This window comes from Nostoc sp. DedSLP03, from assembly GCF_034530815.1.
Lineage (GTDB): Bacteria > Cyanobacteriota > Cyanobacteriia > Cyanobacteriales > Nostocaceae > Nostoc.
The window spans coordinates 26,929-44,723 of sequence record NZ_JAVRCK010000074.1 but is presented as its reverse complement, the minus strand read 5'-3'; the positions used below and the strand labels follow the sequence as shown (position 1 = coordinate 44,723).

The window sequence follows — 17,795 nt, the reverse complement described above, 5'->3', positions numbered from 1 at the left end:
CTAGGAGCATATCTTTCCTCTGGCATCCCAGCAGAACATCTGATTGCTGCTTTCTTTATGACTGCTCCTACATCCTTGGTGGTATCAAAATTACTTTATCCAGAAACAGAAATATCAGAGACAACTGGCAAAGCAAAAGCATATATAGAAACCAATTATGTAAATGTAATTGATGCTGCTACTACCGGAGCAATTGACGGCGTGAAGCTAGCAGTTAACGTTGGGGTGATGATTATCGCCTTTTTGGGATTATTAGCTGCCCTGAATGCTCTTTTGGGATGGTTGGGGGCATTTGTGGGCTTACAACAACTTTCATTACAGTGGATTTTGTCTTTGATTATGGCTCCCGTGGCGTGGCTAATGGGTGTACCTTGGGCTGATTGTCGGCAAGTTGGGGCTTTATTGGGTACAAAAACAATTCTCAATGAGTTTATTGCTTTTTTGGATTTAAAAGCACTAATTGAAGGTGGAAAAATCTCTCAACGGGCAGTAATTATTACAACTTACGCATTATGTAATTTTGCAAATCTCGGTTCAATTGGCATTACCATTGGCGGTATTGCGGGGATAGCACCTAATCGGCAGCATGACTTAGCTCGTATGGGTGTAAGGTCAATGATTGGCGGATTGTTAGCTGGTTTTATCACCGCTTGTATTGCTGGGGTGTTGATTTGAAAAAGTTAGAGAAACGCGATAAATCGCCGACTCCAACTGTCTTTAATTTTGAAGTAATGAGTAATAAGTAATAAGTAATGGGTATTACTCATTACTCATTTATTTATTGACAGACTACTATTCATCTGTAGAGTAGAACTGTTGGGCGTAAAAACGGGCATACCGTCCTTCTTGAGACAGGAGGGAAGTGTGAGTACCAGCTTCAACCACCTCTCCTTGTTCGATGACGAGAATGCAGTCAGCTCGACGAACGCTGCTCAAGCGATGAGCGATAATAAACACGGTACGATTTTGCATCACTCGTTCTAGTGCTTCTTGAACTAGTGCTTCTGATTCCGAATCTAGGGCAGACGTGGCCTCATCCAGGATGAGAATTCGCGGATCGTTAGCAACTGCTCTGGCGATCGCTAATCTTTGGCGTTGTCCTCCCGATAGGTTAACTCCCCGTTCGCCCACCCAGGTATGATAACCCTGAGAAAACTGGGTGATAAAAGAGTGAGCGTTGGCAATCTTGGCTGCTTCTTGAATCGCTGCTAAATCTAATTCTTCTTGACCGTAACCGATATTTTCAGCGATCGTTCCCGAAAAAAGGGTAACATCTTGGGGAACAATGCCAATTTGATGGCGCAGACTGGTAAGTGTAACATCACGGATATCAATATCATCAACTAGAATTTGACCCATCTGAGGGTCATAAAAGCGAAGTAAAAGATTAATTAACGTCGATTTGCCTGCTCCAGAAGAACCAACCAAGGCAATGACATCACCAGGAGAAGCTTCTAGGCAGAGATCCTTAAGCACTGGCTGACCGGGATTGTAAGCGAAATCGACATGACGATACTCTACCTTGCCCATAACTCGTGGCATTGTCTGAGCATTCGATTTTTCGCTGATACTAGGTTCCTTCGCCATCAGTTCAAAGATGCGTTCAACAGAAGCTTCGGTCTGTTTGTACTCGTTGTAATTGCTAATCAGCAGGTCGATTGGCTGAATCAGTAAAGCTACAGCAGCTAAGAAACTGATAAACCCTTGAGCTGTCAGCTGATTCTGAGAAATCTGCCATCCTCCTAATAAGAACAGCAGCATAATACTAACTGCTTCTAAAAAACCGACAACGGGAAACTGAATGGATTTAAGTTGTAGAGCGCGATACTTAGCTTGGCGATTGATTTCTGCTTCTTTATTGAATCGCTTCACTTCATATTCTTGGGCTGCAAAAGCTTGAACAACGCGAATCCCACTAAATACTTCAGTTAGCATTGCCGACAAATTGGAAACCTGATTTTGGCTCTGGCGAGATAGCACGAGTAATCGCTGACCAAATTGCCCGATTAACCAAGCCATTAAAGGAGCCAAAATCAAACCCGCAAGAGTGAGCGGCCAATTCAGATAGAGCATGTAAATGGGAATTGCAATTAACTGCAACAAATTGGAAAGAAACTGATGAGATAACTTGTCCACAATTTCGCCCACGCGATCGATATCTTCAGTCAAGCGATAAGTCAAGTCTCCCGTCTGTGTGGTTTCAAAGTAATCTAATCCAAGTTTGTGCAGGTGGGCATAAACCCGCTTACGCAAGTTTAAAACCATGTTCAGGGCAGCAGCGATCATAAACACATTCTGACCGTATTGACAAAGCCCTCGAATCAAAAATACTAAAGTAGCTAGTCCGAGCCAGTAGGCAATCTGGTTAACATTTCCCTGGCCAAGATAAAAAGCGACCTGACCTGCTAAATAGGGCACTGCTAGAGTAAATAACACAAATCCTAAGATACAAGCCAATCCCCGGATTAACAGCGGCCATTGGGGCCAAAGATAAGGCAACAGTTGCCAGTAACTAGAGCGGACTTTCATAAATAAGTAAGAATTCAGGAGTCAGGAGTCAGGAGTCAGGAGTCAGGAGTCAGGAGTTAGGAGTAGAGACGCAATTAATCGCGTCTGTATAGGAGTTAGGAGTCAGAATTGAAGTGCATTACGGCGTTAGCCTACCACACCATGTTACCCAACCGTGCTGACTCCTAAATTCTGACGCAATTTTTACTCAGTTTCTCCTAGAGAGTTTAGTATAAAGCGGGCAATTCTCTCAGATGCGCCGGGTGGGCCAAATCGCTCAGGGCCATTTTCTTTGCATTTAGCGAGGTAGTCTGAATCTTCTAAAGTTTCAACTACTCGTTTAGCTGCTTGCTTGAGAATCTCAGGGGTTGCTGGCTTAGTGCCGATGGTTTGGGCAGAAATGCCTAACAACCGCGTTTGCGCTTCTGCAAATTGATAGGTAAATTGAGGGCCTTCTCCGGGAATCTGAATAATAGGTTTGCCGATCGCTACAGCTAAATCCACTGCCAACCCTGCCATACCAATAACGAGGTCAGAGTAATATACGATATCACTGAAGGCATCTGAGTAACATCTCACTTCTACAAGCGGTGATTCCTCAGCAGAACTTCCTGGAGGAGAATAGGTAAGTATGCCTTGATTCAGTTGCCAACCTTGACTTTGAGCAATGTCGTCTAATTGTGCCATCAGATTTGGTACTAAGGCGGCGCGAAACTGGAATCCTGATTTAGGCATCACCTTGGCGATTTCTATCACCAGTTGCAACTGCAAACTGAAATTTCGCGCGGCTTCCGGCATCCGCGATCCTGGTAAAAGTGCGATCGCCGGAACGTCTGGTTTCAGGTACAAGTCTTTGCCAGTGGGGACGAGGCGATCTAAAGCTGGAATTCCACCAAACTGAGCCTTAGCTATACCTTGCCGTTGGAGATCGAAAGCCGTATAGGAATCTCTGGTAAAAACTGTCAGACATCGAGAAGAATTAAGGTCGTGCCACAGCAGTGGATTGATCCGCAATCGCCCTTCATAAAGGGCAGAAAGACAAGAGATAAACGAAACGAAAGGACGCTTTGTTAAGTAAGCAAATGTTTGGGAGATAAAATCCCCAGTAGACATAATTAAATCGCAGTTGGGAGCATACTGCAACACCGCTTGTAATTGTCGCCACGTTAACCCAATCAATCCCGATTGAAAATCTTTCAGCAAATAGAGGCGTTTCATGTAAAAGAATCCGCCGGAGGGCATTGTTTGTGTGGGCCCAATAATGGGAATATCCAAGCTGCGGTAAGCTTTTCCTTCACCCACAATCGGCATTGCCGCCATTTTAAGAGAAGGATTTAATTGACGCAGAGTCTGAATAACATGAGAGGTGTGGTTGTCCTCTCCGTGGCCGTTACTGATAAACAAGATTTGCTTAGAAGACATCTTGGAGTTTGGATAGGTCTAAAATGCTTGTTTGGTGAGATTTTTAACCTACATTGGGTGAGTAGGCTAAGAGATTGATAGTATTTTTACTATTGAGAGTTTGTAATTTTATAGACAAATCTACAAAGTTACTTTTTTAGGTGTCAACCGGAATGGAATTACTGCTAATCCCTGTTTTTGCAAAAGCTAATCTATCAGAGAATACAGTATTGGGAGTACAAGCGCTATGGGTACATCGATCTGAGTTCATAAATTGAATGAGCTATTTTAAGTATCGATCGCAATCAGACAAGGCAACAGAAGAAATGATTTGTTGAAAATCTATCCCCTTGTCACCAAATTCTCTTGTCCTCTTTAATGACGACAAAGTTAGAAAAAAGTTGTATTGCAATCTTCATCTGATACCATTTCACGAAAAATTTGATGCAGATGTAAACCCTGAAAGGCTTGCTGCATCTAAGTTTTGTAATTGCAAATGGGCGAAAAAGTGAATTGTGAATTGGTATGACCCCTTGGGTGTTCGACATAGAATCAATTTCATCTACTGTCGAGCTATTTTTTGCTGGCTTTAGTCTCAACTCTAGAATTGAAAAAAGGAGAAATTATTCTTGGTGTAAGTGTTAGCGATCGCTTCTTCAATTCCCTTTGCTAGAATAGTTCTTTCAATTTATTAAAATTCAAATTTTTTGTAGATATTCAGGTGGCACGCGATCGACTAACCAAACACCATTAGCAGAACAATAGAAGATGTAACCTGCCTGATGCATTGCCGCAGTATTTACAGCAAAAACCACTGGTTTTCCATGCCTTGCACCAACTATTTCTGCTGTTTTTATATCCTTTGACAAATGGACGTGATGCCGCGACATTTTGCAAAGTCCTGTTTGCAGAATTGACTCTACAGATTTGTGTCCTGTGCCGTGATAAAGCCGATCTGGAGGAACTACAGGTTCTAATTGTAAATCGACTTTTACACTATGTCCTTGGTTCGCACGAATTAGATTACCTGTAGAATCAAAAGAAAAGCGTTGCTTTTCGTTGAATTCAACTACCATCTGTAATTCCTGGCGAGTAATTGGAAACTTATTTTGAGCACAAGCGGTAAGTAAGTCTTCAACAGCAATCCAACCGCCAGGAGCAAGTTGAATGCCAATGGCATCTGGTGTATGTCGCAGATATTTGCTGAGATATTTGCTGATTTTGACGAGTCGAGAATCGCTCATTTGATTAAGTAGTCATTGGTCATTTGACTCTCATGTTGCAGTTTGATTGTGGTTAATATTTTATACTACAATTATATTTTTTTGTAGCACATAATTTTTATTGATGGTTTTATTTGGTGTAAATTGACAAAATTTGTCTTCCGATCATGGCTAATGCCACTCCAGCGATCGCAATGAGTGTTACCTTGCCGCCAGGAACGAGTGCTTGATTTGTGCTATCTGAGTTTTCACGTTGCTTCCAACTCATTAACGCCGGAATAATTCCACCTAAAACTGAAATACTAAATGTTCCAGTGTAATCTAGGGCAGTAAAAAAGATGCTGGGGTTAAGGGTTCCGAGAGTCATCGGCGGGAAAAGAACCAGGGAATAGAGGGGTAAGCGGCTAGAAAGTTGCCACTGTGCAGGTAGGAAAATATCTTTGAACAAATCCAGCAACCCGTACACAAATCCAATGAATGATGTGACGATCGCAAACTCTGAAAAAATGGATACTAGCACTCCTAACCATTCCCCCGCTCCACCTGCTCGAAGAATTTGTAGTGGATCGAAAACACTTGTACCGCCAGATGTGCTATGTAGCATATCGGGACTGACGCTTCCTAAAATTACGGCATTCCACGCCAAGAACATAATTAGAGGAATTACAGAACCAATAAAGATGGATTGACGAATTTTGCGGGCATCTCCTTCGAGTTGCGTCACTACCAGCGGCACAACGTTTTGGAAAAACAGCGCCACAGACATCACTGAAATGGCACTACCAAGGGCACTCCAGTTTTGAAATAATAGTTGGGCACTCTGAATATGCCTTCCTCCCACAAATAATAGTCCTAAGAAGGAAACGATGACAATTCCGACAAAGGCGCTATTTAATTTCTCAATAAACTTTTCTCGCCCAAGATACATAATGCCACCAAATAAGAGCGTGAAAGCCATTGTGCCCATCCACATCGGCAATATCTGCATACCCCAAACTTTTGCCGCCGCCGTTCCTAAAATCTCTCCGCCTTCGGTGATGTATGCCACCAAGAGAGCATAGTGCATGAATAAATATGCACCGCCAGCAATTCGTGCTCCCACCTTACCAAGAATTTTCTCAACAATTCCTAAAAAACCTATACTTGAAAGCCCTTCTGTTCGCATCGTGTTTAAGGTAACTTCTGCAACCAATAACCCCGAAACTAAAGCGTAGAGCCAAACAGCAATCAGTCCAGATGTGGATGGTACAATACCCGATGGCAGGGTAACGGCTGGTAGAGCCAGAATCCCAGCCCCAACAGTGGTTCCTGCAATCAATGCAGTACTTCCCAATACACTACCCGGTTGATGATTGAGTTTTTTTCCATCAAATTCCAGATGAGAAAACAACCGAGTAACTTGCTCTGAATTTTTTAGAACGGTCTTTATGGAAACCATACTCAATATCCGTACTTAAACCAAATAATATTAACATATGTTAACTTTATTCGTAAAAGCCCTGATGTTCCTGGTTTTTCAAGCATATTTTTTTGATAAATAAGCGATCGCCATTTCATTATCAACACAATTTTTGGATTATAAATGTCATTTGTAGCACTTTATTAATGAAATAGACCACGCATGAAAAAACATTTTCCCTGTATACAGATGTATTTTAAATAAACGAAAACTTGTTTAAGAAGGACGTTTGAAAAGTATTATTGCTAACATTAAAACCTCAGAAACCTAACCTACCAAGTAAGCTTTCTCTCTAAGAAAATCCTGCAATCTCTGCTGTCGGCGTTGCAAAAGGAGATGGTAATACCCGAAAGCTTTGATAGCAAACTAGCAAAGCTGATGGAATGTTTGCAATTAAACCGAAGGCAACTTTAGCAAGTTATTTTCAACTTAAGCGTTTCACAAACAAGAGCGATCGCCTACATCAACCGCATCATCAGAAGTGCGACACCGAATAGCCCGTCGTAGACATCCATTATTTGTTTGCCAAAAAAGATATTTATCTCTGGCGATCGCTTTTAAATCTTTTGGCTAAAATCATGACAGCGTATATGCTACCATGTTTACATGGCGATTAAAATTGTAGTTGATACCAGCGTTTTTATTAGTGCGCTAATTAGCTCTAAAGGTTCTAGTCGAGAACTCATTCGACGCTGCTTGAAAGGAGAATATCTGCCTTTGATGGGAAATACTTTATTTTCTGAGTATGAGTCAGTCGTTCAACGCTCAGAAATTCTCACCAAATGCCTTTTGACTACTGAAGAAATTTCAACTTTACTAGCATCATTAATGAGTGTCAGCCAATGGGTTTATATCTACTATTTATGGCGACCGAATTTAAAAAACGAAGCTGACAATCACTTAATTGAATTAGCAGTTGCAGGAAATGCTCAGATTATTGCCACTCACAATGTCAGAGATTTCCAAAATGCTGAATTACTATTTCCTAACTTATCAATATTAAAACCTGAAGATATCATTAGGAGTTAAACAAAAATGGCAACTTTAACTATTCGTTTACCAGACGATAAGCATAATAGATTGAAGCAACTAGCTCAAGCCAAAGGCATCAGTGTTAATAAGTTGATTGAAGAACTTTCAACTATAGCTCTAGCAGAATTCGATGCCCATACAAGATTTAAAGCAATGGCTGCAATTGGCAACCCAGAAGAAGGATTAAGAGTACTGGCTAAACTTGATACTCTGACAGAATAAAGCTGATAGCGCGATGATGTGAGCAATAACTGGAGGCATCGCTCGTATCAATCCCATATCAAGGGTACGATCGCCTATATTAACCGCATCATCAAAAGTGCGTAGGTGTAGCCCGTCGTAGACATCGCTAATTTGGCAGCGAAGTGTGCGTAGAAGCTTTGCTTCTTGTCGCCAGACATCGCTTGAGAAAATAAGCTAACTTGAGAACAGCCTTTATATGCAATACTTCCAAAACTTGGAGGTTTTTCCAATGAAATGGACACTTGAAGAAGCCAAAGCACAGCTACCTTCCATAATTAATGCTACAAGTCTTGAACCTCAGCTAATTTATACTCAAGAGGAATTAGTGGCTGCAATTGTAGACCCTGAGCTTTTTAAAGAATTTTTAGACTGGCGGCAAAAAACTGCTAAAACATCTCTAGCTCAAGTCTTTAAAGAACTTCAGCAGTTATGTAGCGAAGAAAACTATAGCTTAGAGATACCACCACGAAGCGATCGCGACAATCCTTTTACGGAAGAATAGGATGAGCCATCTTTGTGACACGAATATAATCAGTGAATTAACTCGCCCAATACCAAATCCAGGGGTGACAGAATGGACTCACTTTATTTGCGTACTCAAGCCTGATTGAGACAATGCGAAATAAAGAAAATACCTACAACACTGCGCTTTCTAACCTAGATAAGATATACCGTGAAATGTTAGAAACAGAGCAGCAGTTGGCAGACATGACAGAACACATACTCATGGGCATTGGGGCTAAATATGGCAAAAGCAGTGTAGAGTATGGTATGGCGGGAGGAGTTCCTAAAAACCGACGCCGCAAGGGATTGCGAGGTGAATCGCCAATTGTTAGTAATGAGCCACCGTCAATGATTGTTGGTGTGAATAGCAATGGCAAAGTAAAAGTTTAACTGAAGAAATGCCCAATTTGTGTAGAAACTTTGCTGGGAATTTAAGTTTTCAATTCAATCCCACAGAAAACAATTTACCAACTTGCGCCAAATCTACATTTCCACCGCTAATGATGACACCAACTCTCGCTTCTGGTGCTGTCACCACACCTTCGAGTAAAGCAGCAGCAGCTAATACTCCAGTAGGTTCAACGACAATTTTCAGACGTTCCCACAAGAAAAACATGGTGCGAAGAATCGCTTCTTCCGATACCGTCACCATATCATCGACGTAATGCAGCACTAGGGGGAAAGTAATTTTACCAAGGCTAGGAGTCCGCGCGCCATCAGCGATGGTATTAGGGTTTTTGACTGTTTGCAGAGTTTTGGTGTGAAAGGAGCGGGTAGCATCATCGCCAAGGGCTGGCTCTACCCCGATTACTTTACAATTAGGTAAAAGTGATTTGGCTGCGATCGCACATCCTGAAAGTAATCCACCACCGCCACAACAAACTAATAGTAAGTCCAATTCACCAACTTCTTGGATCAGTTCTAAAGCAGTTGTCCCTTGTCCAGCGACTACATGAGGATGATCGTAAGGGGGAATGAGTATCAAAGAGCGCTCATCTGCTAAATTTTGGGCTAATTCTTCTCGGTTTGTTTCTTGGCGATTGTACAAAATTATCTCTGCACCATAGCCACGAGTAGCAGTTTGTTTGACAACAGGTGCATCATCAGGCATGACAATAGTGGTGGGAATATTTAGTAATTGTCCAGCTAAAGCGATCGCTTGGGCATGATTTCCCGATGAATAGGTGATAACGCCTGTTTGTTTTTGTGCTACCGATAGTTGCGTTAAGGCATTGTATGCACCTCTAAATTTAAATGCTCCCGTGCGTTGAAAGTTTTCGCACTTAAAGAATACTTGGCTATTGGTGCGATCGTTAACGATTCTAGAAGTTAGCACAGGTGTGCGGTGAGCAATCCCTAAAATTCGCTTTTGTGCTGCTTGCACCTCAGTTATAGTAACGGAATTAGGTTGTGGCATTGATGATGATATGTAAGAATTCAGGAGTCAGAATAGTTAAAGAATCAGGATAATATTTGATAATAAATATACCAAATATACTAGATTATTTTTAAATACTGACTTGTGGATACTGAATTCTAATGGCGAGATTAAATATTCTTGCTCTTGTTTATATAGATACAGTTTTTTATATTTGCGTTTAATATCCTTGATTGAAGCATACTTGTTTCAGGTGGATAGCATCATTTATTGCCTCCATAGAAATAGCTACAGCAAATATTATATATTGCTGTAGCTAAATTTATAAAACTTAAATTAATTAATTCACATTCGCCATTTTTCTAGCATGAATAAAACATCTGAAAGTCGGCAAAAAAAAACTGCTTTAATTACAGGAGCGGCTAGTGGCATAGGCTATCAATTAACCCAGATTTTTGCTCGTCATAGTTATAATCTTGTGTTAGTAGATAAGAATGAAGAAAAACTTACTAAAATTATAGATGAATTTCCCGAAAAGTTTGGTATTTTTGTCAAAATTTTTGTCAAGGATTTATCTATTCCCACATCCCCGGAAGAAATTTTCATAGAACTACAGCAAGCATCCATTAAGATTGATGTGCTAGTTAATAATGCTGGCTTTGGTACTTATGGAGTATTTAACGAAACAGACCTCAGCATTGAATTGAAAATGCTACAGGTAAATATGGTCAGTCTGACTCATTTAACTAAATTGTTTCTTAAAGATATGGTCGAGCAAAACTATGGAAAAATATTAAATGTGGCCTCAGCAGCTGCTTTTCAACCAGGGCCTCTAATGGCAGTTTATTTTGCTACGAAAGCCTATGTATTATCATTTTCAGAAGCGATCGCAAATGAATTAGAGGGTACAGGTGTCAGCGTGACTGTTCTTTGTCCAGGGCCAACAGCATCGGAATTCCAACAAAATGCTGCGATGGAAAATTCAAAGATTGCTAGTGTTAACAGAATGATGGATACGGAAACTGTCGCTAGAATTGGTTATCGGGGCTTAATGAAAAACAAAACTGTTGTTGTTCCTGGGATGAGAAATAAGATATTAAGTGAAAGCGTCAGATTTACACCCAGAAATTTAGTCACAAAGGTTGTTAGAAGTATGCACGAACTTCAAAAAAAGAGGTAGGGAAAAAGTTTGAATTTACCTTTCCCCCTTTGCCCTTTAACCTTTTCCCAGACCAAAAGAGAGATTGTTAGGCTTATCCGAAAAGTATTGAGTCCCCAGTCCCTATTTTTAAGGCAGGTCTATTGAAGCCTCTTCTTTAAAGGAGAGGTTATACCAATTCAAAATTCAAAATTCAAAATTCAAAATTAAGAAAGCCAGACACAACAAAGGTATGTCCGTATGTATCTGTCGCATTCTTTTTTCAAAGTGGTGTTAATCCAAAAGACGCTCACGGACTCACTAACGCTCCGCTATCGTAAATCCTTTGATCCAAAATCGACGTGACGCCTTGACAAAGCATCTCTAGCTTTGCTTTTGAATTCTGAATTTAACGCCCACCAATGCGATCGAATGCAGGTGTAGGCCAGCGATCGACTAGTTTGCCCAAGACTGACATTTCTTGAACCAAGCGGTCAAATTTCTCAGGGGTGAGAGATTGGGGGCCATCGGATAAAGCTTTTGCGGGATTGGGGTGAACTTCAATCATTAAAGCATCTGTACCAGCGGCGATCGCAGCCATTGCCATCGATGGCACATATTCAGACCTACCAGTACCATGACTGGGATCGATCATAATTGGTAAATGGGTAAGCGATCGCAACACCGGCAGCACTGATAAATCTAAAGTATTGCGGGCATATTTCCCATCAAAGGTTCTAATTCCTCGCTCACAAAGAATTACATTGGGATTTCCAGATGCCAAAATATATTCTGCTGCCATCAGCCACTCGTCAATTGTGGCAGACATTCCTCGCTTCAGCAGCACTGGTTTATCTTGAGCGCCTACCTTTTTCAGCAGCGAGAAGTTGTGCATATTTCGCGCCCCAATTTGGATGATGTCAGCTGTTCTCGCCACGGCTGATAAATCGGCAGCATCCATCAGTTCTGTGACGATACCCAAGCCAGTAGCTTCTCGCGCTGCTGCTAATAAATCTAAAGCGCTTTCACCATAACCTTGAAAGGCATAAGGTGAAGTACGGGGTTTATAGGCTCCGCCACGCAAAAACTGTGCCCCAGCTGCCTTCACGCGCTTTGCTGTTTCGACAATCATCGCTTCATTTTCAACGGAACAAGGCCCGGCTACCACTACAATCGGATGATGTTCGCCGAAATAAACACGACCGTTAGGTGTAGGAACAACAACCTCGCTAGCTTCTCCATGACGGAATTCTCGACTTACCCGCTTGAAAGGTTGTTGCACTCGTAATACTTGCTCAATCCAAGGGCTAAATTCCTGAACCTGTAATTTATCAATGCTAGTGGTATCACCAATTAGCCCCAGCACAACTTTATGAGTGCCAACACTTTTTTCTACCGTCACTCCCCAAGTGTCTCTCAGTTCTTGGCTAATGCGAGTAATTTCCTCAACAGGTGTACCGCTCTTAAGTATGATAATCATCTGTTTTTCCTTCTGTATAGTTGTTTTTAGGTGTAATATTATGACCCCTCTCCATTCCTCTCTCCGTTTCGGAGAGAGGCTTAAAAACCTTATTTTTTCGTTGCTCCTCCCTCTCCTCGCAGGAGCTACGGTGTACACACAAGTCTGAAATAGCTGATTAATTAAGGTTTGACCCCACCCTAACCCTCCCCGTATGTATTGGGGAGGGAACTAGATTTCTTGTTCCCCTCTTTCCAAGGGGGGATTAAGGGGGGTAATTTGATTTGTGTGTACACCGTAGCCTCGTAGGAGAGGGAGGCTGGGTGGGAGAGGTTCGTTTAGCGCAAAAATTCTGCAAGTTGTTCTAGTTTTGTCCAAGCTGTACCACTTTGCAGAATTTCCTTGGCAAGGGCAATACCTTTAACACAACCTGCTAAAACATCAGTTTCCCCATGAATGGCTTCACCAACTTGCAGGGCTAAAGCTGTATTTAAAGCGACTACATCTTGTTGCGCTTGCGTGCCTTTACCTTGCAGAACTGCCTTCAAGATTTGGGCATTTTCTTGGACATCTCCACCGCACAAAGCCGCAGTCGGTGCAAAACTCAAACCCAATTCTTGAGGATTGAGCGTTAGAGAACGTACTTTTTGATCTTGGAGTACAGCCAAGTCGGTGACATCTGCCAAACCAGCTTCATCTAAACGTTCCCGTCCGTGAAGGGCGATCGCTTGCTGACATCCCAGTTGGGACAAGGCTTGAGCAATCTCTTCCAATAAAAGCGGGTCGTTCACACCAATAATTTGCCCCGTCGGTCGCATCGGATTTACTAGCGGGCCGAGTAAATTAAAAATAGTCCGTACTTTCAAAGTTTTTCGCAAAGTTGCGATCGCTTTGAGTGCAGGATGCCAGCCAGGAGCAAACAAAAAGGTGATGCCAACTTCGCCAACTGCCGCTTGTACTTTTTCTGGAGTGGCGTTAAGATTTATACCCAAAGCTTCCAGCACATCAGCGGAACCAGTTTTGCTAGATGCCGAACGATTGCCATGTTTGGCAACCTTTACCCCAGCAGCGGCGGCGACAAAGGCAACAGCAGTGGAAATATTAAAAGTTGAAGCACCATCTCCACCAGTTCCACAGGTGTCTATTAAGGGAGACGCGATTAATCGCGTCTGTACAGGAGGTGGGGATTGGGATTGTAAGACGCTAGCCATGCCTACCAATTCTTCGGCAGTTACGCCTTTAGCTTGGATTGCGGCTAAAATCGCTCCTGATAGAACATTGGGAATGGCATCTATGAGCCAACCTTGCATGAGATCCGCAGCTTGGGAAACCGTCAATGATCGCCGATTTAGCAACTGTTGTAATAAAGCTGGCCAGTTGTAGAGATCGGCAGGGATGGAGATGTTTTCAGGTGGAGTTTGAGTTAAAGCTATCATATTTGTCATTGGTCATTGGTCATTGGTCATTGGTTATTGATTATTGGTTATCGGTCACTTGTACTGAAAGAACGCGAACAGTCCCTCCAAAAGTTGTATTGGTCATTAGCCATTTACGAAGAACAAATGACAAATGACTAATGACAAAGGACAAAGGACAAATGACAAATTAAGGAATTAGGACTTTGGCGACGGTTTGCACGTCTTTATCACCTCTGCCGGAACAATTGATGACGATGCGGAGATTGCCTGTTAACTGGGGACAAAGGGTTTCGAGATATGCGATCGCATGAGCTGTTTCCAAAGCTGGGATAATTCCTTCTAGTTGGGAAAGTCTTTGGAATGCATCTAACGCCTGTTTATCGGTAACGCTGTAATACTCGGCGCGACCAAGATCCTTTAAATAACTATGCTCTGGCCCAACACCTGGATAATCTAATCCGGCACTAATTGAATGAGCTTCGATGACTTGACCATCATCATCTTGCAGTAAATAGCTCATTGCACCGTGCAATACACCTATTTTACCTTTTGTCAAGGTGGCAGCGTGTTTTTCTGTATTTACACCTTCACCCGCAGCTTCCACTCCGATTAGACGCACCGAAGGTTCATGCACAAACTCATTGAATAAGCCGATCGCGTTAGAACCTCCACCCACGCAAGCCAGTAAAATATCTGGTAGTCCTCCCCATTTTTCTTGGCATTGAGCGCGAGTTTCTACACCAATTACCGCATGAAAGTCACGCACAATCATCGGGTAGGGATGAGGCCCAGCAACGGAACCGAGGATGTAATGAGTTGTTTCTACATTCGTAACCCAATCTCGAATTGCTTCGGAAGTTGCATCCTTGAGAGTTCCTGTACCTGCCTCTACTGGACGAACTTCTGCACCCATTAATTTCATCCGAAATACATTCAGGGCTTGGCGTTCCATATCCTGAACGCCCATATAAATCACACATTTCAAACCAAATCGCGCACACACAGTTGCAGTTGCTACGCCGTGTTGACCTGCACCTGTCTCGGCAATAATCCGTTGTTTACCCATGCGTTTAGCGAGTAACACCTGAGCTAAAGCATTATTAATTTTGTGAGCGCCTGTATGATTTAAATCTTCGCGCTTTAAATAAATTTGCACTCCCGTGCCATCTGGTCTAGCGTAATGAGCTGTCAGGCGTTCAGCAAAATATAATGGGCTGGGTCGTCCTACATAATCACGCATTAAGTTTTGCAGTTCTGCTTGAAAACTCGGCTCACTGCGATATTGTTGATACGCCGCTTCCAATTCACTTAATGCAGGCATTAAGGTTTCCGGGACATATTTACCGCCGAATTTTCCAAACCTGCCCAAAGAATCTGGTTGTACAGTTGCAGTATTGATGTTTAGTATGTTTACCATTGGTTAAAATCCTTTCATGTTCAAGTATTTTTTACTCTGGTTCTAACTTTGAATCATCTTTGGGTTTTCCATTCCCAGGTTTCGTAGGTATAGCCCAGTTTTTGGTGATTCAAAACGTCTATAGGGCGCACCAAATCGTCAGAGTTAAAATTTGGTAATAGGGATAGTAAATCTCCTAACGCCGTAGCTTTGGGGGTAGACATACCGCCGTCCCAAGGCCACATTAGGTCTTTGAGATTGTGCCCGTAAGGTTGACCATTGGCTGGATAAAAATCGCTACCTTGATGACCATTTTCTTGCCATTCAGCCCAGAGGCGGTCTATGTTGGCATGATGCAGCCAAAACGCTGGGTCATAAGGCGAACTTGGGATATTGCCCATAGTCCCTAGACCCTTAAACTTTATGGGTGTCGTGCTTGCGTCTATTTGTACCCCACCGACTAAGCCATGAATGTAATTGTGGATGAATCCTCCGGGGGTGACTTTACCCTGTTCATCTACAGAGATAAATCCTTCCAAAGCAGGGCGAAATAGAGAATAGTTATTGAGACGGAGGGCACGCTCAACATCTTTTTTGGGCACAGGATAATCACTGGCAGGAGGTAGTCTGAGAAAGCGGACAAGTGATGTACCTAATGATGTTTGGGTTTCTGGGTCGATATTTAATGCTGGATTCATCACCCAGCCATTTGCAGCCGAAAAAGCCCCAGATACAGCGCCGCCTGTAAAGTTTCCTTGATTGGGAATTTTGATGGTTACTCCTTGACCGTTAGAACCAAGAAAGTCATCATTAAAAATTACATCAAGTGCTTTGGCATCTGTCCAATCCCAGTATGGCAGAGTAACACTTGGGTCTACTGCTTGCAGTGCTTGTTCAAATCTGCGGATATATTCTCGATGCCAAGGGAAAAATGCGGCATTTTCATGAGCAAGTTCTTGGACTGAACCATCGGAATGTCCTTTATGGTTATGAATTAAGCGTGTTGCCCCTAGATGTATGGCAACGAATTGGTCGTAAATACTGACCTTGCTACCTGGGGGTATGACAGTTTTTAAGGTTTTGATAGCCTTAACGAAGGCTGTTTTCTCTCTTTGTGTTAGCTGAGTTACGTTCTTTCTTACAGCTAGGCGAGCGTATTGTCCTGGAAGATTATGATTCCAATGGTATTTGTATTGTCCCTTGTCAAGGCGATCGTGGGCGAAGACTGTAATAGCACAGGTGCTAACTATAAGTATGCTATAAATTAATATTTTTAAGGATTTCAGCAGTAGTTTCATTATCTTAATGGAATAAGAGGAGCAGAGGGGTGCTACGTTGTATTGGTTTTACCCCACCCTAACCCTCCCCTTGTAAAGGGGAGGGAACTAGATTTATTGTTTCCCACCTTTCTAAGAGGCTATTTAGGGGGAGGGAACTAGATTTATTGTTTCCCCCCTTTACAAGGGGGGATTAAGGGGGGTAATTCGACTTGTGTATACTCCCTAAGTCTGCAAGTGAATTTATCCCACCTCTTGAAGAGATGGATTTTTGCGCTGACTTTCTGTGATGGCTGCTTTAAGTTCTCGACAAAATTCTTCCACGGCTTGTAATCCTTCTGTGGGGCTACCTTCAGCTAACCGTTTGACAAAGGCGCTGCCAACAATCACTGCATCTGCCCCCCATTCCATGACTTGATGTGCTTGTTCTGGTGCGGAGATGCCAAAACCAACGCCGATGGGTTTATTGGTGACGCTTTGCAACTCGGTAATTAAATGCTCTACGCGGTTTTGGATTTGAGCGCGGATACCTGTAACGCCTGTAACACTAACGAGATAGATAAAACCCTGAGATTGACGAGCGATCGCAACAATTCTATCTTGAGAACTGGTAGGAGCAACGAGTAAAATTACCTCAATTCCAAAAGAGGCAGCAGTTTGGATTAATTCTTCTGCTTCTTCTAAGGGTAAGTCTGGTACTACCAATCCCTGCACCCCAGCAACAGCAATTTGCGCCAAAAACAACTTAATACCCCGATGCAAAATGGGATTGTAGTACATAAATAGAATTATCGGCGCTTTTAGGCTAGGAATGACTACGTGCAACATCTCTAGCACTTGCTCTAATTTCGTGCCTTTTTCTAAAGCGCGGGTTGCTGCTGCTTGAATCACAGGCCCATCTGCGAGAGGATCGGAGTAGGGAACGCCCAACTCGATAAAGTCAGCACCGTTACGATCTAAGATGCGTAAGGCTTCGGCAGTAGTTTCTAAGTTAGGATCGCCTGCTGTGATAAAAGGGATTAAAGCACACTGTTGGCGATCGCGTAAAGCTTGAAAGGAATCGGAGATAGAGGTCATGCTGAAAAATAGTTAATGATTGTTTAATAGTTTTAGAATAATTTACACTTAGCAATTAGCGATGCCCATGCTAAATTTTTTGTTAACGAGTCTTTGATACTTGTGAATGAGGCTTTTATCTCCGTTAACGAGTCTTTGATCCTCGTGAATGAGGCTTTTATCTCCGTTAACGAGTCTTTGATACTTGTGAATGAGGCTTTTATCTCCGTTAACGAGGCTTTTATCTGCGTTAACGAGGCTTTTATCTGCGTTAACGAGGCTTTTATCTGCGTTAACGAGGCT

Annotated in this window: 16 protein-coding genes and 2 pseudogenes; 7 read left to right on the top strand and 11 right to left on the bottom strand. The window is 42.5% G+C overall.

Going from position 1 to position 17,795, the window contains the following annotated elements; translation table 11 throughout:
- Positions 1–675 (top strand): nucleoside transporter C-terminal domain-containing protein (locus RM368_RS28085; RefSeq protein WP_322697092.1); only part of this gene is annotated, 675 nt, incomplete at its 5' end.
- 117 nt (positions 676–792) lie between these two features.
- Here the strand turns inward: RM368_RS28085 and RM368_RS28080 are convergent.
- The 4 genes from RM368_RS28080 to RM368_RS28065 all read right to left on the bottom strand — a co-directional run bounded on the left by RM368_RS28080 (position 793) and on the right by RM368_RS28065 (position 6,570).
- On the bottom strand, positions 793–2,529 hold the full coding sequence (locus RM368_RS28080; RefSeq protein ID WP_322697091.1) for an ABC transporter ATP-binding protein: 1,737 nt from the start codon (positions 2,527–2,529) through the stop codon (positions 793–795).
- 183 nt (positions 2,530–2,712) lie between these two features.
- A complete protein-coding gene (locus tag RM368_RS28075) occupies positions 2,713–3,930 on the bottom strand; it encodes a lipid-A-disaccharide synthase-related protein (RefSeq protein ID WP_322697090.1) in 1,218 nt (405 codons plus the stop codon).
- A 677-nt stretch (positions 3,931–4,607) separates the two neighbouring features.
- Complete coding sequence (locus RM368_RS28070) at positions 4,608–5,153, bottom strand: RNA 2'-phosphotransferase (protein ID WP_322697089.1); 546 nt, start codon at positions 5,151–5,153, stop codon at positions 4,608–4,610.
- Between the two features lie 109 nt (positions 5,154–5,262).
- Positions 5,263–6,570, bottom strand: a complete 1,308-nt coding sequence (locus RM368_RS28065; RefSeq protein ID WP_322697088.1) for an amino acid permease — start codon at positions 6,568–6,570, stop codon at positions 5,263–5,265.
- A gap of 627 nt (positions 6,571–7,197) precedes the next feature.
- On the opposite strand from RM368_RS28065, the gene RM368_RS28060 reads away from it, so the two are divergent.
- Positions 7,198–7,620, top strand: coding sequence for a putative toxin-antitoxin system toxin component, PIN family (locus tag RM368_RS28060; RefSeq protein ID WP_322697087.1), 423 nt, complete (start codon positions 7,198–7,200; stop codon positions 7,618–7,620).
- Between the two features lie 6 nt (positions 7,621–7,626).
- Positions 7,627–7,845 (top strand): toxin-antitoxin system HicB family antitoxin, encoded by a 219-nt coding sequence (locus RM368_RS28055; RefSeq protein WP_322697086.1) that lies wholly within the window; start codon positions 7,627–7,629, stop codon positions 7,843–7,845.
- A gap of 74 nt (positions 7,846–7,919) precedes the next feature.
- Here the strand turns inward: RM368_RS28055 and RM368_RS28050 are convergent, their stop codons facing one another.
- Positions 7,920–8,108: a hypothetical protein gene (locus RM368_RS28050; protein ID WP_322697085.1), complete on the bottom strand. Its 189-nt coding sequence runs from the start codon at positions 8,106–8,108 to the stop codon at positions 7,920–7,922.
- On the opposite strand from RM368_RS28050, the gene RM368_RS28045 reads away from it, so the two are divergent.
- Positions 8,096–8,368 (top strand): prevent-host-death protein, encoded by a 273-nt coding sequence (locus RM368_RS28045; protein ID WP_322686299.1) that lies wholly within the window; start codon positions 8,096–8,098, stop codon positions 8,366–8,368. The genes RM368_RS28050 and RM368_RS28045 overlap by 13 nt on opposite strands.
- A 71-nt stretch (positions 8,369–8,439) precedes the next feature.
- Positions 8,440–8,760 (top strand): annotated as a pseudogene (locus tag RM368_RS28040) (hypothetical protein); the annotation flags it as partial.
- 49 nt (positions 8,761–8,809) lie between these two features.
- On the opposite strand, the gene RM368_RS28035 reads toward RM368_RS28040, so the two are convergent.
- Positions 8,810–9,787, bottom strand: a complete 978-nt coding sequence (locus tag RM368_RS28035) for a threo-3-hydroxy-L-aspartate ammonia-lyase (RefSeq protein ID WP_322697084.1) — start codon at positions 9,785–9,787, stop codon at positions 8,810–8,812.
- Between the two features lie 328 nt (positions 9,788–10,115).
- Here RM368_RS28035 and RM368_RS28030 point away from each other — a divergent pair, with 328 nt between their 5' ends.
- On the top strand, positions 10,116–10,928 hold the full coding sequence (locus RM368_RS28030; RefSeq protein ID WP_322697083.1) for an SDR family oxidoreductase: 813 nt from the start codon (positions 10,116–10,118) through the stop codon (positions 10,926–10,928).
- 367 nt (positions 10,929–11,295) lie between these two features.
- Here the strand turns inward: RM368_RS28030 and aroF are convergent, their stop codons facing one another.
- The 5 genes from aroF to trpA all read right to left on the bottom strand — a co-directional run bounded on the left by aroF (position 11,296) and on the right by trpA (position 17,513).
- Positions 11,296–12,366, bottom strand: a complete 1,071-nt coding sequence (aroF, locus tag RM368_RS28025) for a 3-deoxy-7-phosphoheptulonate synthase (protein ID WP_322697082.1) — start codon at positions 12,364–12,366, stop codon at positions 11,296–11,298.
- Between the two features lie 317 nt (positions 12,367–12,683).
- Positions 12,684–13,781 (bottom strand): anthranilate phosphoribosyltransferase, encoded by a 1,098-nt coding sequence (gene trpD / locus RM368_RS28020; RefSeq protein ID WP_322697093.1) that lies wholly within the window; start codon positions 13,779–13,781, stop codon positions 12,684–12,686.
- Between the two features lie 169 nt (positions 13,782–13,950).
- Positions 13,951–15,180: a tryptophan synthase subunit beta gene (gene trpB, locus RM368_RS28015; protein ID WP_322697081.1), complete on the bottom strand. Its 1,230-nt coding sequence runs from the start codon at positions 15,178–15,180 to the stop codon at positions 13,951–13,953.
- Between the two features lie 53 nt (positions 15,181–15,233).
- On the bottom strand, positions 15,234–16,457 hold the full coding sequence (locus RM368_RS28010) for a tyrosinase family protein (protein WP_322697080.1): 1,224 nt from the start codon (positions 16,455–16,457) through the stop codon (positions 15,234–15,236).
- Positions 16,458–16,679: 222 nt separating this feature from the next.
- Positions 16,680–17,513 (bottom strand): tryptophan synthase subunit alpha, encoded by an 834-nt coding sequence (trpA, locus tag RM368_RS28005; protein ID WP_322697079.1) that lies wholly within the window; start codon positions 17,511–17,513, stop codon positions 16,680–16,682.
- Positions 17,514–17,615: 102 nt separating this feature from the next.
- Here trpA and RM368_RS28000 point away from each other — a divergent pair.
- A pseudogene (locus RM368_RS28000) lies at positions 17,616–17,795 on the top strand (hypothetical protein); the annotation flags it as partial.